The 25,129-nt window shown below is 45.1% G+C and carries 24 protein-coding genes; 4 read left to right on the forward strand and 20 right to left on the reverse strand.

Features of this window, described 5'->3' with window-relative positions:
* Positions 1–30: 30 nt before the first annotated feature.
* The 5 genes from mnmG to JYB87_RS18520 all read right to left on the reverse strand — a co-directional run bounded on the left by mnmG (position 31) and on the right by JYB87_RS18520 (position 6,208).
* Positions 31–1,920: a tRNA uridine-5-carboxymethylaminomethyl(34) synthesis enzyme MnmG gene (mnmG, locus tag JYB87_RS18500; RefSeq protein ID WP_207354887.1), complete on the reverse strand. Its 1,890-nt coding sequence runs from the start codon at positions 1,918–1,920 to the stop codon at positions 31–33.
* Between the two features lie 436 nt (positions 1,921–2,356).
* A complete protein-coding gene (gene mioC / locus JYB87_RS18505; protein WP_207354888.1) occupies positions 2,357–2,806 on the reverse strand; it encodes an FMN-binding protein MioC in 450 nt (149 codons plus the stop codon).
* A 163-nt stretch (positions 2,807–2,969) separates the two neighbouring features.
* Positions 2,970–4,373, reverse strand: a complete 1,404-nt coding sequence (locus JYB87_RS18510; RefSeq protein WP_207354889.1) for a sugar porter family MFS transporter — start codon at positions 4,371–4,373, stop codon at positions 2,970–2,972.
* A gap of 390 nt (positions 4,374–4,763) precedes the next feature.
* Positions 4,764–5,621 carry a hypothetical protein gene (locus tag JYB87_RS18515; protein ID WP_207354890.1) on the reverse strand — a complete coding sequence of 286 codons (858 nt, stop codon included), beginning with the start codon at positions 5,619–5,621 and terminating at the stop codon, positions 4,764–4,766.
* A 203-nt stretch (positions 5,622–5,824) separates the two neighbouring features.
* Complete coding sequence (locus tag JYB87_RS18520; protein ID WP_207354891.1) at positions 5,825–6,208, reverse strand: hypothetical protein; 384 nt, start codon at positions 6,206–6,208, stop codon at positions 5,825–5,827.
* Positions 6,209–6,301: 93 nt separating this feature from the next.
* Between JYB87_RS18520 and JYB87_RS18525 the strand changes: the two genes are divergently transcribed.
* Positions 6,302–6,628, forward strand: coding sequence for a helix-turn-helix domain-containing protein (locus JYB87_RS18525; protein ID WP_080609421.1), 327 nt, complete (start codon positions 6,302–6,304; stop codon positions 6,626–6,628).
* Positions 6,629–6,763: 135 nt separating this feature from the next.
* Here JYB87_RS18525 and JYB87_RS18530 read toward each other — a convergent pair whose 3' ends face one another.
* From JYB87_RS18530 to JYB87_RS18570, 9 genes are all read right to left on the reverse strand, one after another.
* Positions 6,764–7,465: a hypothetical protein gene (locus tag JYB87_RS18530; RefSeq protein WP_207354892.1), complete on the reverse strand. Its 702-nt coding sequence runs from the start codon at positions 7,463–7,465 to the stop codon at positions 6,764–6,766.
* 104 nt (positions 7,466–7,569) lie between these two features.
* Complete coding sequence (locus JYB87_RS18535; RefSeq protein ID WP_207354893.1) at positions 7,570–8,079, reverse strand: hypothetical protein; 510 nt, start codon at positions 8,077–8,079, stop codon at positions 7,570–7,572.
* Positions 8,072–8,650: a conjugative transfer protein MobI(A/C) gene (gene mobI / locus JYB87_RS18540; protein WP_207354894.1), complete on the reverse strand. Its 579-nt coding sequence runs from the start codon at positions 8,648–8,650 to the stop codon at positions 8,072–8,074. Before mobI ends, JYB87_RS18535 begins: the two co-directional genes overlap by 8 nt.
* Positions 8,651–9,211: 561 nt before the next feature.
* Positions 9,212–10,246, reverse strand: coding sequence for a virulence RhuM family protein (locus tag JYB87_RS18545; RefSeq protein WP_207354895.1), 1,035 nt, complete (start codon positions 10,244–10,246; stop codon positions 9,212–9,214).
* Between the two features lie 246 nt (positions 10,247–10,492).
* The gene (locus tag JYB87_RS18550) at positions 10,493–10,630 is read right to left on the reverse strand and encodes a hypothetical protein (protein WP_207354896.1); all 138 of its coding nucleotides are present in this window, start codon (positions 10,628–10,630) and stop codon (positions 10,493–10,495) included.
* On the reverse strand, positions 10,623–11,810 hold the full coding sequence (locus JYB87_RS18555; RefSeq protein ID WP_207354897.1) for a restriction endonuclease subunit S: 1,188 nt from the start codon (positions 11,808–11,810) through the stop codon (positions 10,623–10,625). The genes JYB87_RS18550 and JYB87_RS18555 overlap by 8 nt, the downstream gene beginning before the upstream one ends.
* Positions 11,803–13,434 carry an HsdM family class I SAM-dependent methyltransferase gene (locus tag JYB87_RS18560; protein WP_207354898.1) on the reverse strand — a complete coding sequence of 544 codons (1,632 nt, stop codon included), beginning with the start codon at positions 13,432–13,434 and terminating at the stop codon, positions 11,803–11,805. Before JYB87_RS18560 ends, JYB87_RS18555 begins: the two co-directional genes overlap by 8 nt.
* Before the next feature lie 28 nt (positions 13,435–13,462).
* Positions 13,463–16,588, reverse strand: coding sequence for a type I restriction endonuclease subunit R (locus JYB87_RS18565; protein ID WP_207354899.1), 3,126 nt, complete (start codon positions 16,586–16,588; stop codon positions 13,463–13,465).
* A gap of 21 nt (positions 16,589–16,609) precedes the next feature.
* Positions 16,610–16,822, reverse strand: coding sequence for a helix-turn-helix domain-containing protein (locus tag JYB87_RS18570; RefSeq protein ID WP_000588506.1), 213 nt, complete (start codon positions 16,820–16,822; stop codon positions 16,610–16,612).
* 417 nt (positions 16,823–17,239) lie between these two features.
* Between JYB87_RS18570 and JYB87_RS18575 the strand changes: the two genes are divergently transcribed.
* From JYB87_RS18575 to JYB87_RS18585, 3 genes are read left to right on the forward strand one after another with little or no spacing between them, the layout of a single operon-like run.
* On the forward strand, positions 17,240–17,431 hold the full coding sequence (locus tag JYB87_RS18575; RefSeq protein ID WP_000139304.1) for a helix-turn-helix transcriptional regulator: 192 nt from the start codon (positions 17,240–17,242) through the stop codon (positions 17,429–17,431).
* A 12-nt stretch (positions 17,432–17,443) separates the two neighbouring features.
* Positions 17,444–19,117, forward strand: coding sequence for a DUF927 domain-containing protein (locus tag JYB87_RS18580; RefSeq protein ID WP_148501433.1), 1,674 nt, complete (start codon positions 17,444–17,446; stop codon positions 19,115–19,117).
* 60 nt (positions 19,118–19,177) lie between these two features.
* Positions 19,178–19,513, forward strand: coding sequence for a helix-turn-helix domain-containing protein (locus JYB87_RS18585; RefSeq protein ID WP_025509023.1), 336 nt, complete (start codon positions 19,178–19,180; stop codon positions 19,511–19,513).
* Between the two features lie 19 nt (positions 19,514–19,532).
* Here the strand turns inward: JYB87_RS18585 and JYB87_RS18590 are convergent, their stop codons facing one another.
* The 6 genes from JYB87_RS18590 to rpmH form a co-directional block, all read right to left on the reverse strand.
* Positions 19,533–20,717 (reverse strand): site-specific integrase, encoded by a 1,185-nt coding sequence (locus JYB87_RS18590; RefSeq protein WP_114730656.1) that lies wholly within the window; start codon positions 20,715–20,717, stop codon positions 19,533–19,535.
* 171 nt (positions 20,718–20,888) lie between these two features.
* Positions 20,889–22,250 (reverse strand): tRNA uridine-5-carboxymethylaminomethyl(34) synthesis GTPase MnmE, encoded by a 1,362-nt coding sequence (gene mnmE / locus JYB87_RS18595; protein WP_207354900.1) that lies wholly within the window; start codon positions 22,248–22,250, stop codon positions 20,889–20,891.
* A gap of 71 nt (positions 22,251–22,321) precedes the next feature.
* A complete protein-coding gene (gene yidC / locus JYB87_RS18600; protein WP_207354901.1) occupies positions 22,322–23,956 on the reverse strand; it encodes a membrane protein insertase YidC in 1,635 nt (544 codons plus the stop codon).
* 3 nt (positions 23,957–23,959) lie between these two features.
* On the reverse strand, positions 23,960–24,214 hold the full coding sequence (gene yidD / locus JYB87_RS18605; RefSeq protein WP_207354902.1) for a membrane protein insertion efficiency factor YidD: 255 nt from the start codon (positions 24,212–24,214) through the stop codon (positions 23,960–23,962).
* Positions 24,181–24,537, reverse strand: coding sequence for a ribonuclease P protein component (gene rnpA, locus JYB87_RS18610; protein WP_207354903.1), 357 nt, complete (start codon positions 24,535–24,537; stop codon positions 24,181–24,183). Before rnpA ends, yidD begins: the two co-directional genes overlap by 34 nt.
* 16 nt (positions 24,538–24,553) lie before the next feature.
* On the reverse strand, positions 24,554–24,691 hold the full coding sequence (gene rpmH / locus JYB87_RS18615) for a 50S ribosomal protein L34 (RefSeq protein ID WP_011758135.1): 138 nt from the start codon (positions 24,689–24,691) through the stop codon (positions 24,554–24,556).
* Between the last annotated feature and the right edge of the window lie 438 nt (positions 24,692–25,129).

Below are 25,129 nucleotides of genomic sequence, written 5' to 3' on the forward strand. Positions count from 1 at the left end.
AAGCTTCCCTTTAACAGCGAAGATTTCGCCTTACGCACTGCGGCGCAGTAAGCCCATTTTCTTCAAGTGCACCAACAAAATCGAGATAGCAGCTGGAGTCACACCAGATATGCGCGATGCTTGACCAATAGTCTCTGGTTTATGGCTGTTCAACTTAGCGGTCACTTCGTTTGATAAACCCGGCACTTTGGCATAATCCAGATCGAGCGGCAAACGGGTGTTTTCATTACGTACGGCTTTGTTGATCTCATCCTGCTGCCGTTGAATATAACCAGCATATTTCACTTGGATTTGGATCTGTTCAGCCACCTGCGGATCTTCTACCGCCGGACCAAAGCCTTCGAGTGACATCAGCTTGTCGTAATCTAATTCTGGACGGCGCAGTAATTCTTCAAACGATGCCTCACGAGAGATCGGCGTATTCAAATGCGGATTGAGTATTGGCACCAATGGCGAATTCACATGGATCCAACTGCTACGCAGCCGTTGTGATTCCGTTTCTATCGCTTCGACTTTGGCTGAGAATTTTGCCCAACGGTTATCATCAACTAAGCCCAGTTCGCGGCCTTTCTCGGTTAAGCGCAGATCGGCGTTATCTTCACGCAGCAGCAAGCGGTATTCGGCGCGGCTGGTAAACATACGGTACGGTTCTTTAGTACCCAAGGTAGAAAGATCATCCACCAGCACGCCCAAATAGGCTTGGTCACGACGTGGACACCATGCGTCTTTGCCTTGCACTTGCAATGCGGCATTCGCACCGGCTAACAAGCCTTGCGCGCCCGCTTCTTCGTAACCGGTTGTACCGTTGATCTGTCCTGCAAAGAACAAACCTGAAATCGTTTTCGTTTCCAGAGAGTTTTTCAAATCACGCGGATCAAAATAATCATATTCGATGGCATAGCCTGGACGCACGATCTCAGCATGTTCCATCCCTTGGATAGAACGCACTAAATTCAGTTGTACATCAAATGGTAAGCTGGTGGAAATGCCGTTTGGATACAGCTCGTGAGTCGTCAAACCTTCCGGCTCGATAAAGATCTGATGCGAAGATTTATCCGCAAAACGATGGATCTTATCTTCGATCGATGGGCAATAACGCGGCCCGATCCCTTCAATAACACCCGAATACATCGGGCTACGATCTAAACCGCCACGAATGATGTCATGGGTACGTTCATTGGTGTGAGTGATGTAACAAGAGATCTGTTTCGGATGATGACTAACATCACCAATAAACGACATTACAGGCAAAGGTTTATCACCTTGCTGTTCTGTCATTTGCGAGAAATCAACGGTACGGGCATCAATACGCGGTGGTGTACCTGTTTTTAAACGGCCAACCCGTAAAGGTAATTCACGTAAGCGGCTTGCCAACGCGATAGCGGGTGGATCACCGGCTCGACCACCACTGTAATTTTCAAGGCCAATATGGATCTTGCCTGCTAAGAAGGTACCTGTCGTCAACACCACGGCCGGAGCTTCAAATGCTAAGCCCATCTGAGTCACCACACCCACAACGCGATCGTTTTCAACTACCAGATCTTCAACCGCTTGTTGGAATAATCGTAAGTTAGGCTGATTTTGCAAAATACGTTGAATGGCTTGACGGTATAAGGCGCGATCCGCTTGAGCACGAGTAGCACGCACAGCTGGACCTTTACTGCTATTCAGCACTCGAAATTGGATCCCAGCGTAATCTGTAGCAGTGGCCATTGCGCCACCTAGCGCGTCGATCTCTTTAACTAAATGACCTTTACCAATGCCGCCGATTGCTGGGTTACACGACATCTGGCCTAACGTATCCAGGTTGTGTGTTAGTAAGAGCGTCTTACAGCCCATTCTGGCAGATGCCAATGCAGCTTCTGTTCCTGCATGACCACCCCCGACAACAATCACATCAAACCGCTCGTGAAAACGCATTGCTTAACCTTCTGGATACTAAAAAACAAAAACCACGTAGCCGATCATTTTAGCATTTTCAAAGATTGAGGTGAACGATCTATTTGCACTAAAAGATCGGATAGCTGCTTGGCTTATAGATCTTAAGATCTTTATATAGATCTACTTATTATGTTTACTATTAAGGGGGCTAATATCGGTTGATAAGTCAATTAATTGTTTAAAAACATTGAATTACAATAGATCTAGGCTGTGATCTATAAGGGATCTAATCGGCCAATTGCTGTTGATAGATCGCTGTTTTATCCACAAGGGGGATCATTGACCGATCCTATAGCTAAGTAATGCAATGCTTGATCAGAACTAAATTACATTTTATCCACATATTTATGATCTGAATTTTTAAAATGTGGATAATTTAGATCTAATCTGTGTATGAATGGGTATAAATCCAAAATCAATGAGATAATTTTTCGATCCAACTTTCAAGCCATTGAATTGCAGGATCTTCCGGTACTGGATCGTATTGAACATCGATCTGCACCTTATCTGTGAATAACCTCGCTCCATGCTGTTCGAGCAGTACAGCTAATTTTTCTGGGCCTTGGCAAAATGTGTCGTAACTTGAGTCACCAATAGCGCATAAGGCGTATTGGGTTGAGCTTAAATCAACATCGGATTGCTGTAACTGTTGGTAAAAAGGTTGCAGATTATCGGGAAGATCGCCAGCGCCATGAGTAGAAGAGACCACCAGCCATAAGGCACTTGGATCTAATTCGGCCAGTTCAGGATCTAAATGGTTGGTGACGCCAATTTGCTGTTGCTCAAGTAGCGCTGTAAGTTCATCAGCAACATATTCGGCACCGCCTAAGGTGGTACCCACTAATATTTCAACTTTACTGTTCATGCTGTTTGGTTAAGTGTGTGAAGGGATTATTGGCTTCATGGTAATGGAATACCCGAGTGGAAATCATCATCTTTATAACGTGAATGAGCCAGCTTTTATGGCAACAAAAAAGGTCACAACCATGGTTGTGACCTTTTTTTAGTGCGATTTTGCTAGTGCGAACTTAAGCGCCAATATCGCGCAGTTTGTTGCCAGCCATCAGATTTGACTCGATTTTCTCCAGCGTCACGCCTTTGGTTTCCGGCACAAACAGCAGTGTTACTACGATAAACATAAAGTTGAAAGCAGCATACATCCAGAAGGTTTGGGCGGTACCAATGCCATTGAGCAGACTCAGGAATGTGGCACCCAGCACCATGTTAGACGCCCAGTTGGTGGTGGTTGAGCAGGCAATACCAAAATCACGGCCTTTCAGCGGTTGGATTTCAGAGCAGAGTACCCAAACCATTGGCGCAGCACTCATGGCATACCCAACGATACACACCATAGATACCAACACTGCGAGATAAGAGAAGTAGGCCGGTGCATCGCCTTCCAGCACATATTTCAGCAGCAGCCCTAAACCAAACATACCGAGCCCCATTACGGTAAAACCGATCTTCAGGGCTGGCTTACGACCCCAGCTATCGGCCATTGCGATTGCAATAAAGGTGGCCAGTACAAAGGCTAAACCGATAAACGCGGTACTGAACATCTGTTCTGTTGCGGTATTAAATCCGGCGATTTCGAAGATTTTTGGAGCGTAGTACATCAAAATGTTCATGCCGGTGAATTGCTGCATGAATTGTAAAACCATGCCCAAGAATACACTGCGGCGGAAGTTAGGATTGGCTTTAAACAGGGCAAAGCCTGATTGTTTAACCGCTAAACTGCGCATGATATCTTCGTATTCTTCATCAGCTTCACGGTCGCCGTTACGGATGTCGCGCAGGATCTTACGTGCTTCAACCAAGCGGCCTTTTGAGGCTAACCAACGTGGCGATTTTGGCATCGACATAACGGTGAAGATCAGCAGAATCGATGGCAGCATCAATACTGCGAACATTAAGCGCCAGTTGCTGACATCCAAGCCGAGCATTGAGTAGGTTTCTTGAACACTGAAAGCGGTATCGGATAAGAACGCTGCTAAAATGCCGATAGTTACCATCAACTGGTAAGTTGCAATACGGCGGCCACGTACGGATTTATCCGACATTTCTGATAGATAAAGTGGTGCAGCAAATGATGCAATACCGATTGAGAAGCCTTGGACTATGCGGAATACATACATCACCACAATGTCTGGTGCGAGCGCACAGCCCAGAGTCCCCACTCCGAACATAATCCCGCCGACTAACAGACTGTTTTTACGTCCTAGCGCTGCCGATAACCAGCCATTCGAGATGGCGCCTATGGTAGCACCGAGCATCATGGTGCTTACAACCCACTCTTGTTCATGAATGCTGATGTTCCATTCATTTACAATAAAGGGCAGTGCACCTGAAATAATGCCAATATCTAACCCAAACAGCAGCCCGGCGATGGACGCTGCAAAGGTAACCAACTTGCTACTGTTACTGTTTGCCATGATGGTTTATCTCATATTGTAATATAATAATAGAATTTTAACTGATGCCGAATTTATCAGAAAATATCCCTGAGTAATGAGAGGTATTTGACAAACTAGAAAGAAAATTTCAGCTTATTGAGGAAAAACTGACGGGATGATGCGGTTAAGTCGTTATATTAGTACATTATAAAAATAGGATGACAGCGAAGGCACATCAAGCAGATGCACCTTTGCTGAGAGCGCTTACTTACCAATACAGAAAGTGAAGTTTCCCATAATAGCTGGCCTCGCGCGACGTCTTGGGGACCGATTGGGGACCAAATTGCAATTTATGGTCAAATTCTTACTTCCCAAGATGACTTCCATCATAGATCAGGATGGGAAAAGTGGGAATGGTGAGAAACAGGATCAGCTTTCACCTTCTTTCTTCTCAGCAACGATAAACAAGAGTGGTTTTCCACTCTCTAGCAGGTAAGGTGCGGTGATCGTCTGTTTACCAAAGTGAATGTTGCCTTTTGCTATATAGATGAAGATCCAATCGGGCAACTTACTACTAATAGCAGCATAAAGTGCATCAGAAGGGATGTCACTATTCTTGCCTGGCGAAACTCTAAACCTCTGGTAGTAGACGTGATGGTTGGATTCAAATGCATAACTTTCCTGTCCATCGTTGACGAAAGACGGTGACATCGTTCTTCTCGGTTCGAAAACTTCAGCGGTGATGTAGCATAGGTCCTGGTTTGTCATACCAGCTTGGTATTTTGGACATTGGTAGTCTGCACTATGGAAGTAGAACTCTACCTTTTGTTCTGAATTGCCATTCGTGCGCTCATAGTGAATAGATTGTTCTTGAAGCACGGTTTCGATGGCTTCGTTGAAGTGGTAGAGCAACTTTTGCTGTGCGTCTCGAGTGGATGTCGCTTCTTGTATAGGCATCCAAGCAATAATGCTGTTTCGCGAAGCGGTATCAGGCTGCTCCAGTAATGACGTTAGCAAACCAAGGCCCAGTCCTTCACTTAACTCAAGTCCCACACCTACTGAAGACGTGAACAATAATGTATTTCCTGCGGCAGCTTTCGCGAGCTTAAATGCTTCAAAGTCTCTCATTGGAATGACTTTGTCTTCTGTTTGGTAGAGCCCACCTGCATGAGCAATGTTATGAGCACGGCTGTGGCTGTTGTCATATTGGATAGGCGTTGATGTAGAGGCACATCCAGTGAGCAAAATTAGTAACGATAACTGAGTTAACCTAGCCTTCGGTTTCATGAGGAATTTCCTTTTCAAAACAATCTGATTTTGCAGTTATTTATCGGTTGATCACCAAGTTGACTCATTGTGGATAAGCAGGAGATATCTTTTGATCAATAAACTCATCAGTTATTGTTCGGGGGCTTTTGCTATGGATCGTGGATCATTTTGTATTTACGATCCTTTCCTGTAGGGACGAGTGTGATCATCACCTACTCAGATCAATCATTCTTCCAGCCATAAGCATTACCTGCGATATCAAAGTGCCTGTTCTTCATCAACAAACCAGTGCTTGGGTTGATGAGGCGAGGCGTTCGCTTAACGCAAGACGAGTCATTGAGCGGAATGTTCTGTTGGTGCAAATGCCAGACATGAATGAAGAAATAGGTGAGGGCGGCGGCAGTGGCGAATAGCCAGTTTATATAAAAGAGTACAAACCAAAATAACAACGCGATGTACTTATTTTTGTGGATAACAACCAAAGGCTTATGTAGCCAAATAACGCTTGGGATGGCCATCAACATCACTCCCCAGCTCTGATATACAGTCACTAACGCACCAAGACAAAAAACGCAAAATAGTGCGAACTTTTTTAGTGTTTTCATCTTAGTCTCCATTTTGTGCTTAGTTTTCCTAAGTATACAGGTATAATTAAAACTTAGAAAATCTAAGCATCGTAGGTTGATGATGATTCTCACTTGTCTAAAACAAATCCATTTCCACAGCGCCTTAAACAGGCAAGAAATCGCGTTGGTATCAGCCAGAGGGAGCTTGGTATCCGTTTGGGTATGGACCCAAGTTCAGCGAGTGGCCGTATGAATCATTATGAAAAAGGGCGTCATATGCCCGATATCGGTACGCTACAAAAGCTTGCTCAGGAGCTTGGTGTGCCTGTTGCATTTTTCTTTTCAGATTCCGACAGCTCAGCGGAACTGGCATGTTTGATTGAAAAGCTCAGTGAAACTAAAAAGCAGGCGCTTATTGAGCAGATCAGGCAGGAGCTCGATAAGATCGACCAGTCATAAAGCTATCGCTGTCGTCCTGAATACCAAAATACCCCACCGACTGCGGCGACTGTCAGTAATAAACCTCCCAGCCAAATCCAAAGTTCCATATTCACCTCCTGTAAGTATCTTCTATCTCTATTTAGCTTAGCTTTCCTAAGCATGAATTTCATCGAAAGCATGCGTTACCTGAGAAAAAACCGTCACAACCAATTTGTGCTCCGCTAAGGATGCAATTTGAAAGTAAAGATTGCCTGTAGGGTTGGCCCAAATTTCATGTTGCTCGCTTCCGTAACGGAGTAGCTTTTGGAAACGTGTTCTTGATGACAAAGCCTGTCTTTCTAGATTTGGATGGGAGAGTTGCTTCTGTAAGCTGTGCCACGGATTACGAATATCACCTTGCTTGTGTCTTTGTTGATAGCGTTGCATTGCATGGTTACTGATGGCGATGGTGCCAAGCTTTGCAACCTCAAACGTCGGATAGGGTGAAGCATAAGGTGTAATAATGTCTTTTGTTTCTGGATGAGTGATATCAACAATCTCGTCAGAATAAAGTTTGATACCGGATAGACGGTTGGACAGAAACAGTGCGGCTGCTTTGAGAGCTTCATTTTTGGCCGCTAAAATGGTTTCTTTGGTTAGGCTGAGTGCGAGACCTTTACCGCTGTTTGGTAAGCGCCCGAATACCTGTTTGTCGAGAATTAAGAACCTTGCCGCCGTTAACTCCGCGATAGCGCACCGGAACTCACTTTGAGCAATTTGAACCGTAACGATACCGTGATTGTTCAACCCCGCGAACCAAGCGATATCGACGCTTGCAGCATTGATTTTTTCAACCTGAACTTTCAATCTCATCACAGCATTTTCTCCTCACTTTACTACCAGCGTATCATTGATTTTGAAAATGCAAACTGTGGGTAGAAGCTTCATTTCACGGCATGAAGCTTCCTGATTGGATAGAACTAATTTTGCAGTTTTTTTATCGCTCGCATCGTTTTTCTCACCTGACTAGACAGTTCTCTTATAGGCTTCACACGCTGTTCCAGCTGGTTGAGTTGGTCTAGCAAATGCAAATACAGCGAGATCTCCCAGGGCATTGCGTTTGAAAAACGACGTAACACCCCATTTGAAACTTCTTGGGTTTCAAGCTCTGGATACCAGCCTCCACGAGCGATCACGCGGTGCCACTTGATTTTAGGTAAGCGCTGTTCACTCGTAACAATGAACTCATAGCGAAATGGGTACTCGACGTTGTACTCTTTTGACAAGGCTTTCTTTAGTTTATCCATTTGTTTCTTCAGTTCTTTTGCTGCTGCCATTAAGTGCTTTGACTCTGTCGAAACGAAATCAGATAAACCATCGATTCTTTCTGGCAAAGGAACTGGCTCAGGCAGCTTCAACTTGAGATTACTTAACTCAATGTCCTTGCTTAGTTGTGCGATGCCGACGTTGGGCGTGGTTTTCTTAGTCATAGTGCTTCTCCATTTTTTGAAAGTGTTCACGAAGCTTGTGAAGTCGTTTTGTACAGATTTGCGCTTTTTGTTTGATGGTGAGGATTTCATGCCGCACTTCACGGATCAGTGCGAAGGCATCTTCTGTGTACTCAATAAGATCGGATTCCCATTCATCGTTGGCTTTTGAAAATCGCCCCGGTGGGTAACGAAAGCCTTTGCCTTTGGCTAAATGCTTTGAGCGAACGCGTTGTTCTTTGTTGTTTCGCTGAGACATTTGGTTAGCACTGAGGTACCAGTTGTAGTACCAAGCCGCTTCAAAGCGATGGTTGCGAATCCGAACCCGACAGCCGTAGCGGCCAGGTGAGGTTTCCTTATGTGTTCGATGGATTCGCCAAAACTGGTTAGCGTAGCAACTGGCTAAAAACTCAAGCAGGTAGGGCTCCTGCATTGCAAAGTTCTCGATATCATTAAGGGCTTTTAGCGATTGTGATAGCGCGAGTTCAAAGCACTCTTGTTCACTTTCGGGGTGTCGCTGCTGGGCTCGTTGATGCCATTGATAGGCGGCGGAATGTTCATTTAATACAGTCATATTGGCTCCTTGTTTGTTTTGCTCAAGGTAGCGCAAACGTACTGTTATTTACGCATCTGTAATTGCCCTTTTGGGGTGCGTAATTTTCCTCGTGTCCCACCGCTCATTGGCAAGCATGACATCGATTCCTCTCCTGGGACCTATCCTTGTGCTTTCCAGATACCTATCTTTGTGGGACGTTGCCACGGATTATTTTCGTTGCTTTATTGTTTTGGCGGGGATGTAGGGCGTTGTACTCCAATCATTGTGGGACCTGAGTGTCGATTATTTCTTTTGATGGGATTGTGACGGAAATTTCTTGATGATTGTGGGATTTGAGCAGTTTGAATCGCTTGAGGGCTGATGAACTTTCACATGTGAAAGCCCATGGGGCAGCACGCGGTGGGCTGTGAGCAAGAGCGCTTTTGGGTTGCTTTTCGATGTGCTAGTTGTATGTGAGATAGCCAGTTGAAATCTCAAAGTGGTTTTTCGATGGTGTTTTGGCAGGATAAATGCAGACCTGAGAACGATGGTACCGATATTGATGTCGGTACCATGGCTGGTTCAACTGAGTTAGTCGCGCTATTTGTCTTTTTTGAGTATTGCTTTTAGGGCTGAAATATTAGCAAGTGCGCCTTCGGCTTCTTTTAAACGGCGGCGTTGCTGGGCAAAGCGATCAAACTCTAATTTCGCCTTATCATCTGCGTCTTTCTTGGTTATTTTTCCCGCTCCGCTTAATACGTCCCGATCATTAAAACTTAAAAACTGGTCAAGCTTATCGGCCCAGTCCTTTAGGAATACCTGCTTGCGACGCAGCGCTTGGTCTTCGGCAAAGTCGAGCCACATATTAACGATTCGATTAAGCTCTTTGATTTCGTCTTCACGCAGATAGTTTTTGGCGATGGTGACATCGGTCTTACGCACTTCATCGCCTTTATAGCTGGTTAGCCCCATATCTGGCTTACTGGCATCCACACGGCTAGCAATCAGCTCAGCGGCCGTCATATGTGTACAGGCATAATGCAGTTTATTCTGAATGGTTTGGAAGAAGAGAGTGGTCTCTTTATTGGAAGGCTCGTAGTCTGCCGCCATGGTAAAGATGTCTTTGACTCGCAGATAAACACGACGCTCACTGGCTCGGATATCGCGAATGCGTTCCAGCATCTCGTCAAAGTAGTCAGGCACCGCAGAGTGACCAACGGGCGGATTTTTGAGGCGCTCGTCATCCATCACGAAGCCTTTGAGCAAATACTCTTGTAACAATCGCGTGGCCCATTGGCGAAACTGTGTACCACGCGTCGAGCGAACTCTGTACCCTACCGCAAGAATCACCGGGAGACTGTAGTGTCGAATGTTACGTTTTACTTCTCGACCACCCTCTAATTGAACTTGTAAGTAATCCTTACAAGTTGAATTTTGCTCAAGCTCCCCTTCAGAATAGACAGCCTTAATATGCTGAGTGATGGCCTGTGAGCTCACTTGGTAAAGCTCTGCCATTGCTGCTTGTGAAAGCCACAAGGTATCTGACTCAAAGCGGCACTCTACGCGAGTTTTGCCATCTCCACTGGTAAACAGGACAAATTCACCATGCGGAGCTTGGGGGATGTTATCTGTCATTCAATTAACCTTATTGCGTTATTGATGAGTTTTGTCATCTTTAAACCATGATGATTACAGAGCCGATCATGGTGTATTGCTGCTCACTATCCTGTTGGATCGCCGACATCAAACGCTGATTATGGTGCCGTCATTAATGTCGGCATCATGATGTAATACTATGAATTATATCCACTTTTAATTCATTACATGGCTGGACAAATAGCGCTCAATTGTACGTTCACTGATTTCAAACAATTCCATGATTTATTGCTTAGTGAACACCGCCTCACCATTAAACTGAACACCACCTAATGCCAGGTGTTGCTCTGCTTTTTGCAGAGCGTAACGGTTATTAAGGATGTTTTGTCTGTCATGCAAAGACTCAGTGAGATCTTTAGCCATGCTGAGCCTCCTGTGGTTCAGTGCTTGGTTTTACCGTTACTTGGCCGTTCATTAGCATGGGAAGAAGCCAGTCTCGAAGATTTACAAGTTCACGATTTTCTAGGCTTCGTTCAAATATCATTTTGTTGTAATTTGTGACAACTTCATCATACTTTTCAAGCAAATCCGCTGTTGGATAAGCTAATGTAAGTGAATGTAAATCGTTTTTTGTAATTGAACCGAATGTTGTGCCTTCTGAATTTCGGCGATCAAAAATCTGTTTGAAATACTTCATCACATAAAATAGGAAGCCGTCAGATCCAGTTTTACTGTTTAATGCGGCTAAGCCTCGACCAATACAACAATCGGTGTTGGCAATATTCATATCGCCAACAGGTGCACGAACGCTTAACAAAATGTCACCTTTCTTTGCCATGCGGCTAGGAGCAGTAGTGTATTGTCGGGTACTAGGAAATAACCAGCCAAAGTCTGTGGAACCTTGATAAAAAATGGTTCCAGTGCCTTCTTCGTTATAGGAACTTCCCGCTGGCGATTGCCCCATCGTAATGTTAGCTATCTGAGAGAGTGTCTTATCGCTCCACCCCTCCGGTATTTCACGCTTCAAGGCATCGTTGTAAACCATCTTACCGCCAGAAGCTTTATAGGGTTTTCCATTCACATCTGGGAAATCAAACTGCACGAACCAGTAGTCATAAAGCGTTTTCGCCATCGCTTCTAGTTCAGTATTGATGCGGTTGTTGAGTTCGATTTTTTGGTCTATAGCTCTGAGCACTGCCGAGATTTTGGTTTGTTCATTTGGTTTAGGTACTCTAACTTTAACCGGATAAATAAAATTCCGGTTAAGTGATGGCTGAGCACTTCCTGAGTTGAGTCTGTCAAAATCAAGGTTTTTTAATAAGTAGTAAGTAAAATACTCATCGTTACCTTTGAAGTCAGTGACAAACATAGATGTATTGTGGGGCCAAAAATCACCCTCAGATAAGTAAACTTGGCCATATGAACTACCACTTCGCCCAACTATAACTCCCGGTCCACTAGCCTTTGAAACGCCGTGAGTACCATTCTGGCCACCTGCTCCCATCACAGGAATATTGCCTTTGGTTCTTTGTTCTGCTGTTAAGTCATATCCTCTCTGAAGTGAAAGGTACTCTCCTAAAGTTTTAACTTGCCAGTTATTCATATTTCAAGCCCGTCAACTGCTTTTTAATCTCTACTTCTAGCTCACGAGACTGATTAAACAAACTGTCCAAATTGCTGGTAAAGCCCTGCATTTTTTCCGCAAACCGCTCTGCGGTAATATCTACATAGTCGATCTTGACTTCGAAATACTGCCCAGCACTAAGGCTGTAATTTTTCGCAGTGATCTCGTCATAGCTGACTGCAACGGAGAAGTCTTCTTCCGTCCACTTATTGTTGAACACATCAATGATTTGCTGCTCTTCTTCTGGTGTTAGAACCGTTTTCTGATTCTTACCTTCTTTGACCTTTTGCCCCAGGCTTGATGCATCAACCAGTACCACTTTGTCTTTGTTACTGTTATCAATAAACAGAATAGAGACGTTGGTTCCTGTGGTCGCGAAGATATTGGATGGCATGGAGACCACACCCGCCAGCATCTTGTTATCAACTAAGTACTGACGGATCATTTTATCAATGCCAGATTGAGCGGTAATAAACCCTGTTGGTAGCACAACCGCTGCTTTACTACCTGGTTTTAATGAGTAAATAATGTGCTGCAAGAACAATTGGTAGATTTCCATTTTGTCCTTGGCCTTAGCTTTGATTTTGGGAATGCCAGCAAAAAAGCGATCTTTGTTTTCTTTGCTATCCAACTCATCACGAAAATCACTGAAATCCAGCTTAAATGGTGGGTTAGAGACAATGTAATCAAATTTGCGTAGGTCACCATTTTCCTTGTGGTGTGGATGCAGCAAGGTGTTACCTTCAATCACGTTAGGGATTGAATGCACTAAGTTGTTCAAAATCAGGTTCAAACGCAGTAGGTTTGATGATTTTTTCGAAATGTCCTGCGTGTAGATGCTACAACGCGTTTCACCGATTGCATGAGCGACATTCATAAGCAGGGTGCCAGAGCCCGCTGATGGGTCATAACAGCTCACATTGCGCACGGTGCCTTGCTGGTCTTCAGGCACTAATATTGCGGCCATAATGCGTGCTACCGCATGAGGGGTGTAGTACTCGGCGTATTTACCGCCAGAGTTGCTATTGTAGTCTTTGATCAGGTATTCAAAGATGGTGGCGTAGAAATCAAACTTCTGGTTGAAGATACGCTCAAAGCTGAACTCAATCAGTTTGTTGATGATCGCTTTACAAAAAGCGTCACGCTTGGAAACGGTCACGTTTTCACTGATGCGGGTAAACAGTTGTACTTTCTCGCCTGTGTCCGTCATTACCGCAAACACATCGTTATTGGTGATGGCGATGTCCATCAAGGTATCGTCAAACAGCTGAGCAAACCCGGGCTTGTCTTGCTGGTTGAACAAGTGACTGATGAAATGATGTGGTTTGAGACGAGCAGTATCACCGCCCATCTGGATCTGGAGCATCTCTAGATCTTCTTCACTCATTTCAATCAGCGCTTCTTCCCATTTCGCCGCGCTGGCGATTTTGTCGTCTATTTTCTTTGCTTCATAGGCGAACTTATCGTTCAGGAATTTGTACAAAAAGACCTGAGTGATGATCTCAAATTCCCCGGTACTGTTGCCTAAGCCATTGGTTGCACAGATGCTTTTCAGGCTATCGATAAGGGCTTTTGTTTTTTCTCTAAATTCGAGTTCGACCATGGTTTGTGTACTGCCTTAGTTGGTGTTCTTACCAGGATTGGCTACCTGTATTAAATTCTTTTAAATATTCTGCTACGACAAGGTGGTTTACATAACGAACTGCTTCCGCATTCAAGGGAATGCTCTGCTGTTTGATAAAGCGGTTATGAACCTTTGGTAGCAAATGCCGCTCAAAATAGCTTTCGTTATCGAGAACGGATGTGTTGTCGAGTACCTGGCTATCGGCGTCTTCTTTGACTCCGAGCAGGGCCTCAAAAATCTTTCTTTCAGAATCTGTAATGTCACGTCGCTCTTGTTGGCGTTCGTATAAACGCTTGTGTAAACGCGCATACTTGGTGTCACCTAGGTACTTCTGACGCAATTGGTTGTTCTGTCGGTTCAACTCTTTCACTCGTTGGTGAATTTTGTTGAGCGCATCGATGTTGGCGACCATTTCATCTTGCGTCACTTCACTGAGGTTCTTTTTCTTAAACAATCGCTCTAGTTCATCTTTCAGATTGATGAATTTCGGGTCTTGTTGGTCAAAGTTACTTGCCAGTGCTTCGCGTGTTTGACGAAGGGTATTTTTCAGTTTGTCAGCTAGTACAAGTTCTTCTTCGCCAATTTTTGTGAATGTAAAAATCACATCTTCTAAAGCTCTATTGAGCAGATTGCCAATGTCCACGCCATCTTGTATTGAAATCGCAAGATTAAGCATGTCTAGTCTATCGCTGGCAACACGAAATAACACATTGAGCTTGGTGAAATCCAGTTCATCAAGGAAGTCGTACTCACCTTGCAGGCGAATAAGGTTATACAGGCTTCGTGCATCAGCTAGGGCATTTTTCAGTGCTAATACAGTTTCTCTGTCTTGTATCTGGCTGATTTGATCACAGAAGGTCTCCATGTTGCCGATATCAAAGCGGAACAACACATCTTTAATGTGTTCTATCTCTTGTTTGATCTCTTCCTGTGATTTGAATAGCTTGGAGTAGCTTTCGATTTCGTCGCCTAGTTCAGATTGCAGCTCGTCAAAGTAAGCTTTGTTAGTCGCGTCAAATTCTTTGCGAATATCTGCAAAATCGACCACATAGCCATAACGGAAGTCTTTGTATGTGCGGTTGACGCGTGTCAGTGCTTGTAACAAGTTATGTTTGCGGATCACACGGCCAAGGTAGAGTTTCTTCAAGCGTTTAGCATCGAACCCTGTGAGTAGCATGTTGTAAACAAACAGTAAGTCGATTTTTCCTGCTTTGAAATCTTCAACCCAATCTTTGCGTTCTTGTTTTGTGCCGACATCATGCAAAATCAGCGCAGCATTGCTCACTTTGTGGGCTTGCTTGGCTGGCTCCATGCTCGCCGTTTGAACGTAAGTCGGGATCGGTTCTGCTACCGATGTTGCTTGCTGAGGTTCCACGCTGTCACTACTGGATAGGGGCTTTGAGGCGTACACAGCATTAAACAGCTCAAACATTTTCTTTGCTTGGTCTGAGCTATCGCAAATGATCATACCGCCTATGGTTGCGTCATTTAGCGTGCCGCGACTCTTTTCGAAGTCGCTAATGATGTAGTCCAGCATTGGCTCAACAAAACTTTGATGGGCGTATATTTCTTTGCGGTCTACATCGCCCATTTTTACTTCAGCTTCTTCTAGCGCTTGCTGAAGCGTCATTTTGTAATTGGTCGCGATCTCTTCACGAATTAAGCGCAGTGTATAGCCGTCGGCAATGGAAGCATTGTAGTAATACTTGTGAATGTAATCGCCAAAAAGAACTCGTGAGTTATAGTCTTCACCCAGTAATGGCGTACCCGTTAAGCCTATTTTGATAGCGTTGGTATCAGACTGAGTCAGGTTGGCTAGAAAGCTACCTTTCGGGTTGTAACTGCGATGAACTTCATCCAGGAAGTAAACACGTTGGATTGTGACGTTATAATCTTGCGTTGAAATAACGTCGGGGTCATCTTTAAACTTCTGAATGTTGACGACGGTTATTTCGGCTTTGCCTGAGTGGTTGTGAATCACTTGTGTGGCTTTGATGTCACGCGTGAACGCTTCACGGGAGTTTATGGTATGAACAATCAAGCCGCGTGCAGTAAACTCTCGCTGTGCTTGTTGCAGTAAGTCTAGTCTATCGACGATAAAATAGAACTTTGGAATGATTTCTCGTTTTTGGAAGTAATCTGTTAAGAACCCAACGTTGTAATAGGTTAACGCGGTTTTACCACTTCCTTGGGTATGCCAAATAATCCCTTTACGAACTCCTTCGTTTAGCTTTCTCTCAATGGCTTTGGTCGCAAACATCTGTGGATAGCGCATGATGTGTTTTTGCAGGCCATCACTCTCTGATACGTAGACCAATGCATAGCGTAGAACAAAGGACAAACGCTCTTTGCTGAGTAAAGAGGTACAGATTCGGTTGGTTGGGCGGCTGGGCTCTTTGTTGCTCAAAAACTCAGGGTTGCTGCGGATCACTTCTAAGTTGTTGTCTTTGAGTACTGCCAGTTCTTGCTCATCAGTCAGTGGTTTTAAAAGTGCAGTGAGATCTAACACTTCTTCTTCGCGAAAGTAGTTAAACACTGGCTTGTCATATGAACTGCTCGCGTAAAATGCACCTTGTACTGGCTCTGGATCACCATCGACGTAGTCCATATTGTTGGAAAAAATCATGAATTGAGTGATGTTAGCAAAGCGCTTGAATTTCGGGTTTTGAAAACGTTTATTGATGCGTTCTCTTTCCGCGACGATACCGTCTCGGTTGTTAGGCTTTTTCACCTCAATAAACACCAGCGGCATGCCGTTGATTAACAAGATAATGTCAGGACGAAATTCATCGTCTCCGTTCTTGTAGGTTAGCTCAGTAACGACATGGAAGCTGTTGTTGGAAAAGTTCTCGAAATCGATCAGCTTAGTGCCAGATCGAGCCTTCAACTTATTGAAAAAAGCTCGGCCTAAGTCTTCGTTATCCAGAGAGAGTTTCACTTCTTCGAGCAAACGGCCAACGTCATCAGAGGTCATGTCAGGATTGATACGGCTGACCGCTAAGGAGAATAATTCCGGGAAGATATTTGTATCCTTGTCCCAGTGCGTTCCTTTCAGGGATAGGTACTCATAACCCAAACGCATGAGATGTAGGATCGTTGGTATTTTTACTCTTGAATCTTCTGTGAAGCTCATATCAGCCCTTCGTTATTGTTTTTATTGATCATTCTCTGGTGACTGTTCTAGGAGCTCACCAACTTGACAATTAAATAGCACGCACAGCTTGTCGATGGCTTCTAAGTCCACTTTTTGTGCTGTTTCTTTGTACAGAAGTGTCACTGTGTTGCGGCTTAAACCCGTTTCACGAATGACATCCGCTATTCTTAATTTGCGCTCTCCCATCAAACGGGCGAGGTGGCATTTGATCATGTGTTCCTATCCATGCAGGCATTCTGAACGTAAGCGCAACTATAACAGAAATGCCAGCCAGCGGTTAAAAATTAGAGTTGAAATGAAATTATTCGAGAGGAGATATAGCTGGTGTTGCTTGTCTACAGGGAGGGATTGCTGAAAACACACTTTCACTTGTGAAAGTGTGGATCTAATCACTATGCGTTAACTATGGTGAGCAACTTAACGTATAGCGCTTTGTGGCTTGATGAATAACAGTGAAGCAATGCCTACTCACATTACCGCCTCATTATCTGCTTCTGTAATTCTAAACCATGAATTTGACAGGCTTCTTTTCACGCGAAACTGCCCAAAATGGGCCTGAGCACCGCGCGCCTTTGCGTTGCTCACCCTGCAAACTATTCCTTGATTATCCATTAACTGTCAGGAGTAGTTATGACCGAACAAAAACAATCAAATCAGCTATTAAGCTATCAAGAAGTTTGTCAGTTAACTCAGCTTTCTCAGGCAACCATTCGCCGTTATGTGAAAAATGGTTCTTTTCCTACACCAGTCACACTATCACCTGGCGCTCGAAGTGTGAGATTTCGCCTTGAAGATGTGCAGAAGTGGCTTTTGAGCCTGTGATAGGGAGGTCATATGAAGTTTCGTCATCACCATGATCAACTACAGTATTTCTGCCGTGAGCGAGGTTGGCGTTCGTTGAGCTCTTCGGTCAAGGTTCTTGCTAGAACGCGTTCACCTGATCGGAAGTCAGGGTTCAGTGCTTGTATTGAAATCATCAATATGGACAAGCAGACGATTCGAATGATAGTGCCTGCCAGAAAGATCATGGGAGGGACCAACTATCAGTTAAGAGATGAATTGTTTGATACCGGTTTTTGGCTGGAGCCTGAGCAAACTGCATGGAATATGGTCCAGCGCTATTTGCGGGAAGAGCTCAAAGCGGCAGAAACGGCCTTTTGTGTCACAAGAACAGGTTGGCATGACAAGGTGTTCGTTACTCCGGAGAAAAGTTTCGGACGGTCAGATGAGTCCTACTATTTTTCTGGTGGTATGGCTGATTCGCTCTGTTTGGCAAAAGGGAGCTTAGCGGAATGGCAAAGTGAAGTCGGTTCTTTGTTGGTCGGCAACCCATTGCTCATTTTTTCTGTTGGTGTTGCGTTGGCCGCACCGCTTCTCAAGCCTGTTGGAATGGAAAGTGCGGCATTCCATATCATGGGGCCGTCTTCGTCGGGGAAATCTGTCACATCGTTTGTTGCAGCGTCTGTTTATGCTGATAAGTCATATATCAAGTCGTGGAAAACGACGGCAAACGGTATTGAAGCGGTTGCATCGGAACATCATGACATGTTGCTTGTGTTAGATGAGCTAGGGTTGTGCTCGGCGGAAGAAGCCAGTTCTGCGGCTTATCAAATCGTCAACGGATGTGGAAAGTTGCGAGCCACGGAGACAGGCGGCCTGGCGAATATTGCCAATTGGCGGACGTTGACATTGAGTAATGGAGAGATTGGCCTGACAGAGCTGATGGAGTCAGCTGGTTATCAAGTGAAAGCAGGTCAGCTCATTCGAGTAATCGAAATTCCTGCCGAAGAGCGCTTTGGCTGTTTTGCGGATCTACACCGCTTTTCCTCACCATCTCAGTTTGCTGAGCACTTAGAAAAGCAGACTCAAAAGTACTTTGGCACTTTGTTCACGGCTTGGATGACGCTTATTTCAGATAAGCCCGATCTGGATGTTGTCTTACAGCGTGAAATCGAAACGCTGAGGCAGCATTGGTCTAAAAGCAATTATTCCGGCCAGGTTCATCGGGTATTGAAGCGCTTTGTCCTTGTTGGTGTCGCGTTGTCTGTTGCATCACGAAACCAGTTAGTGCCATGGTCTGAAGAAGAGTCGCTCTATTCCGTATATAGCGTTTTTAGCCGCTGGCTAGCCCATCGAGGGCATCAGCACAATCAAGAAACGTATGAGGTGTTGAGTGCTTTGAAACAAGCGATTAGCCATTGGGAAAATAAGCTTCCTGAACTCTGCACAAGCAGACCGTCAAAGTATGGTTACTGGCGGCAGGATGGTGATGACGTCCAGTGGCTTATCCACAAACAAGAGTTTGTTAAGCAGCTACGACTGCGGCGTCAGTATAAGAGTCAATTAAGCCCTTTGATTCACAAAGGGTGGTTTGAAACCAATGAAGATCGTAGAGGAACACTTCGGATTATCGAGAAGAAAAACGGTACTGAGTTTGATCATCGTTTTTTCGCTTTCTGGCCGGAAAAGATCCTCTCCGAATTGAAGGAGATGGGTATCGATGAATAGAGTACTTCCCAGTTTTCCCACTCTTCCTAGAGACATTCCAATGGGCGAGGAGGTGATACTATGACAACCAACGAGCAAGTTCTTCTTCAATCCATTCTCGCCAAAATAGATCGTGTTGAGCGCGCTGTTCTGGAGCAGCGTTTGCAGCAACAAAAGGTGGAGTTGCTTGGAAAGGATATTCTAACTGTTGATGAATGTGCTGTCTTACTCGGTTTGTCTACAAACCAGCTTTATAAGCTGACCAGCTCTGCGGAAATACCATTTTTCAAAATTGGCAAACACCTCCGATTTGAGCGTCAAGCCATAATGAAATGGGTTGAGGAGCAGCGTGTTTCATCTCATTATGAGATCGAAAAAAGGGCAGCAAACTATGTCGCTACCACTTCTCGTAAGTAATACTTTCATAGCAGCGGCCTTAGGCCGCTGAATCCTTTCCAGAAGAAGCAAAAATATCGGGGAATGTGAGCATGGCTTCCATCCTACGTTGTTCTATGATGTCAGCGTAGATCTCGGTTGTTTTGAGTTCGCTGTGGCCGAGCAGTTTCGATACTGCGTATATATCGATTCCTCGGCTAAGCTGAATTACAGCAAAGGTATGACGACCACTATGAAATGTAACGTGTTTACTGATTCCAGCAGCTAGGCTCCATCTAAGCAGTTCTACATTCATATAAGAAGAGTATTTCAATCCCTTGAATACGCGCTCGTGTGCCGCTTTTACTGGACCTAAAAGCGATTCTGCGAACTTTGGTAGGTCAAGGTATTGAAGGCTCTTAGCATCGCCGTGAGAGAGTTTGACCTGGTCGAAGATAATTCGTTTGTGATTATTGAATGTCTCTATTTCTGACCAGGTAAGTCGGTGGATGTCGCACCAACGCATACCCGTCGCGCATGAGAACAAAAACGCACGTTTAAGGACTGGGTAGCGACATTCTGTGTGAGCTAACGCGTTGACTTCATCCAGTGTTAAATAAACCCGCTTTGTCGTTTTCGCTTTGATACTGGTCACTTGTGCAAGCGGGTTATCGCGAATAATACCTTCTCGATGTGCTTCGTTGATTGCCGCTCGAATTTTATTGAAGTAGGAGCTTTGTGTGTTGCGAGATAAAGGCTCATCACTTTTGGTCTTCGCCTCATTGGTCAGATAATACTTAAACCCGTCTAACCAGTCTTTATCCAGCTCATCAAAGCTAAGATCATGTTTCCCGCAGTAGAACAGCAGGTGTTTACGAGCTGACAGCCAGATCGAGTGGTTGGAGGATGAGGTGGTTTGTTCTTTGATATCAACTTGCCGTTGAAAGTAATCTATGAAGCTAGCTGAACGCTTGGTTCGATCCTCAAAACCATGCTTTTGGGATTGCCACTCAACCAGCCGTTTACTCTTAATGGTTTCGGCGAGAAGCATATGTTCTTTGTTGTGTTGGCGCTGGGTGGGTGTTTTAGGTTTGTCGTGAACGTACAGGTCTAAGGTTTCGTAGCTGCGCTTACGTTTATTTTGGCGTCCACCTTGCGTATTTGTGGTGTAGCCATAGTCATAAACTAAGCGTAGTGAGCGTGTGCCGTCAGCTCTAAGTGTTCGTTTTTCAATGGAAATTTTCATTTTAGCCCCCAATTGGTCCCCAATACGGCATTTATCATGTCATTGGGGACCAACTGGGGACTAGATTTGGCAATTAACGGCAACGGATGGAAACAAACGGCAAATGACGATCTAATAAAATCAGTGTGTTATCTACCGTTGCTTGCTGTTGTTTTCCGTTATTTGTCCACTTTACTTCCCAATACAGAATGAACTGAAAATACGGCCGAGCAGATCATCTGAAGTAAACGCGCCGGTGATCTCGCTCAGCGCATGTTGTGTCATGCGTAGCTCTTCTGCGAGCAGTTCGCCCGCTTGGAATACTTCAAGCTGTTCTTTGCCAAGCATGAGGTGTTCACTCGCGGTTTGCAGCGCGTCTAAGTGACGACGGCGCGCAATAAAGCTACCTTCGGTGCTGCTGTTAAAGCCCATTAACTGCTTCAAATGCTGTTTAAGCTGTGCAACACCCGCTCCGGTTTTGGCCGAGATACGAAATACTGGGTAACCTTGTTCATCACTGCTTTCGACCATTTCTCCTGTGAGATCCGCTTTGTTGCGTACCACAGTGATACCGAGGTTTGCTGGCAAGCGATCGACAAAATCAGGCCAAATCTCTTTTGGATCAACGGCGTTAGTATCTGTGCCATCCACCATAAAAAGTACTCGATCTGCGCTGGCGATTTCAGCCCAAGCCCGTTCGATGCCGATGCGTTCCACCGTGTCTTCGGTGTCGCGCAGGCCTGCGGTATCGATAATATGCAGTGGCATACCATCGATATGAATGTGTTCGCGCAATACATCACGAGTGGTTCCGGCAATCTCGGTCACAATGGCGGATTCTTTACCGGCAAGCGCATTTAGTAAGCTGGATTTTCCGGCGTTAGGACGGCCTGCAATGACAACTTTCATCCCTTCTCGGATCAAGGCACCTTGCTGGGCACTTTGCTGTACTTCGCTGAGTTTGTCGATGATGCGATACAGCGCATTAGCGATTTTGCCATCAGAGAGGAAGTCGACCTCTTCATCTGGAAAATCAATCGCCGCTTCCACGTAGAGACGTAGGTTGGTGACCTGTTCCACCAGTTGATTCACTTCATTTGAAAACTCACCTTGCAGTGACATTAACGCGCTTTTCGCGGCTTGTTCACTGGTGGCATCAATCAAATCGGCAATCGCTTCTGCTTGCGCTAAGTCTAATTTGTCATTTAAAAAGGCTTGTTCGCTGAATTCGCCTGGGCGTGCCATGCGTATCCCGTCAACGTCCAATACTGTACGGATCAGCATATCCATCACCACTTGGCCACCGTGGCCTTGCAGTTCCAGCACATCTTCACCGGTGAAAGAGTTTGGCCCTTTAAAGTAGAGCGCGATACCTTGGTCAATCACTTTACCATCGGCACTACAGAAGTCGCAGTAGTCAGCGTAACGTACCTTGGGTACATGCCCCAATACGGCTTGCGCTACTTTTGCTGCTAATGCACCTGATACGCGAACGATGCCCACTCCACCTTTTCCTGGAGCAGTTGCTTGAGCGACGATGGTATCTGTAACCACGGAACTTTCCTTTACTTAAATGAACAAAAAGGCGGCTATTGCCGCCTTTATAATTTAGCTAATCGAGCTGTTTACTTCAGGCCTTTTTTCTCAAGGCTTGCGTAAATAATTTTCTGTTGAATGATGGCCACAATGTTACCCATCAACCAGTACAGCACCAGACCTGCAGGGAACCACATAAAGAATACTGCAAAGATGACAGGCATCCATTGCATCATCTTGGCTTGCATTGGGTCCATGTTTGGCGACATTGGTTGCAGCTTCTGCATGATGTACATGGTGATACCGTTCAGAACTGGTAGCACGTAGTAAGGGTCTTGCACTGACAAGTCTTGGATCCACAAAACAAATGGTGCATGACGCAGTTCAACGCTTTCCATCAATACCCAATACAACGCTAGGAAAATAGGCATCTGCAGGAAGATCGGTAAACAACCGCCCATTGGGTTTACTTTCTCTTTGCGGTACATCTCCATGGTGGCTTGACCCATTTTTTGGCGATCATCACCAAAACGCTCTTTCAGCTCTTGGATCTTTGGTGCCAGATTGCGCATCTTCGCCATTGAGGTGTATTGCGCTTTGGTCAGTGGATACAAAATACCACGCACGGTCAGGGTGATCAGAATGATCGACAAACCCCAGTTACCGATAAAGGAGTGGAAGATCATCAACAGCTTGTAGATAGGTACGGCCAACCACCACAACACACCATAATCCACAACGAGGTTCAGCGAATCAGACAGTTCTGACAATGCTGCTTGGTCTTTCGGACCCACATAGAAATCGGCACCAAAGGTTTTACTTTCGCCCGGCGCGACAATATGTGAAGCACCACGGAAACCGATGTTGGCATCTTTACCATTACTCACACTCGAGTACATGATGTTTTGTTCATCGGCTGCTGGCACCCAAGCTGACACAAAGTAGTGCTGTAGCATGGCGACCCAACCACCTTCGGTGGTTTTTTGCAGGTTCTTTTCCTGCATCTCGTCGAAATCGTATTTTTCGTAACGTGTATCTGCCGTTGAGAATGCGCCACCACGGTAAGTCGGCATCATCATATGGCTATCAGATGGTTTGATAGTCTGTTTGATTTGACCGTACATCTGCACTTGCAATGGCTCGGCAGAAGTGTTGTTGACGCGATAGTCTACCCGTACATCAAATTTACCTTTGGTGAAGGTAAATACTTTGGTGTAGGTGACACCGTTTGGCGCCACGTAGGTCAGCGGTACTTCTAATTTTTCTTGACCATCAGCTAATTGATATTGCTGTTGTTCCGCCGCATAAGCAGCTCGGCCTTTGCCAGAATCGATACCGTTTTTCCCAATCAGGCCACTTTGCGCAATATAGGTAAAATCAGCTTTGCGTTCTAACAACACAAATGGATCGTTTTCATTTAGCTCTAGTTTATGAGTCACCAGCGCTGCGTGAACGATATCACCACCGACAGGATTGATTTCCACATCCAATTGATCAGTTTTAACACGGATCAGCTCTTTAGAAGCGACGACCTGTGTTTGCGGGACATCGGCGGCATTATCATCAGCAACCGGAACGTCATTGAGCGCTGTCTCTTGCGAAGATGTGGCAACTGTTGATGCAGTGACTGCCGGTTGTGGTGCGTGATCAGCCTCCCACTGGTTCCATATCATGTAACTGACCAGTAGCAGGGCGATAAGCAATATATTGCGTTGAGATTCCATAGCCTATTTATTACACCTATTGTTTTTAGGAGGTACGGGGTCATTGCCGCCCGGATTTAAGGGGTGACATTTTATAATGCGTTTTGCGGATAACCAACACCCTTTGAGCACTCCGTGAACCTGCACCGCTTCAATAGCATAATGAGAACAGGACGGATTAAAACGGCAGCGTTGACCGAGCAACGGACTGATAAATATTTGATAGCCCCGAATAAGGCCAATTATCAACCATTGAAACGGCGACTTAGCTTGCGCCATAGCTTATCCACCAAGGTTCTGAGTTGCGTATTATCAAGCTCAAGTACTCCACCACGCACTAACACCACAATATCGATTGCAGGCAGTTGTTGCTGATTGAGGCGAAAACTTTCGCGAATAACGCGTTTAACTCTATTGCGTTGATTAGCTCTTTTTACATGGCGTTTGGCCACAGTCAAGCCAATTCTAGGATGGGGTAAGCCATTAGGTACCGCCAACAGAGTAATTTCTGCAGAGGAGGCTTTTTTAGGATCGGTAAAAACTGATTTGAATTGTGCGGGAGTTAACAAGCGTAACTCCCGCGAAAAGGTGTAACTAGTCACCTAGTTGTCTACTCAATTAAGCAGACAAACGAGCGCGACCTTTGGCACGGCGACGAGCCAAAACCTTGCGGCCGTTAGCTGTAGCCATACGCGCGCGGAAGCCGTGAGAACGCTTGCGCTTCAGGTTGCTTGGTTGAAAAGTACGTTTACTCATGATGGCAATCCGTCTTCAAGTTGGTTAATTTCCCATCCATCAAATGAAGGTAGGGGCAAAAAAGAGGCCGAATTGTAATCACTTTAGTGAAAGGCGTCAACAACGCGGCACGACTTTGAGCGAATTAAATCGCTCTAATACGATATTGATCTTTGAATAAACACTATTGGATGTGGATAACTTTGTGTGTTAACCACAATATATAGTGTCAGCTTCAAGGCGAACAAGATCGCTGGTCGCGCATTATAGATCAAGGTCGATCGCTTAATAAAGTGGGATTTTTCATAGATTATTCCCCCCAAGATCCAGTATGATCGCTGCTGATCCATCAAAATGCAGATCATCGATCTCGCTGGGGATAAGATTCCTCAGTTTCGCAGATTATTCAGATCTCGCCGTATATTTCGCACCATCAGGGATAATAATTGGGGATAAGTT

This window comes from Shewanella avicenniae (assembly GCF_017354945.1).
Taxonomy (GTDB): Bacteria; Pseudomonadota; Gammaproteobacteria; order Enterobacterales; family Shewanellaceae; genus Shewanella; species Shewanella avicenniae.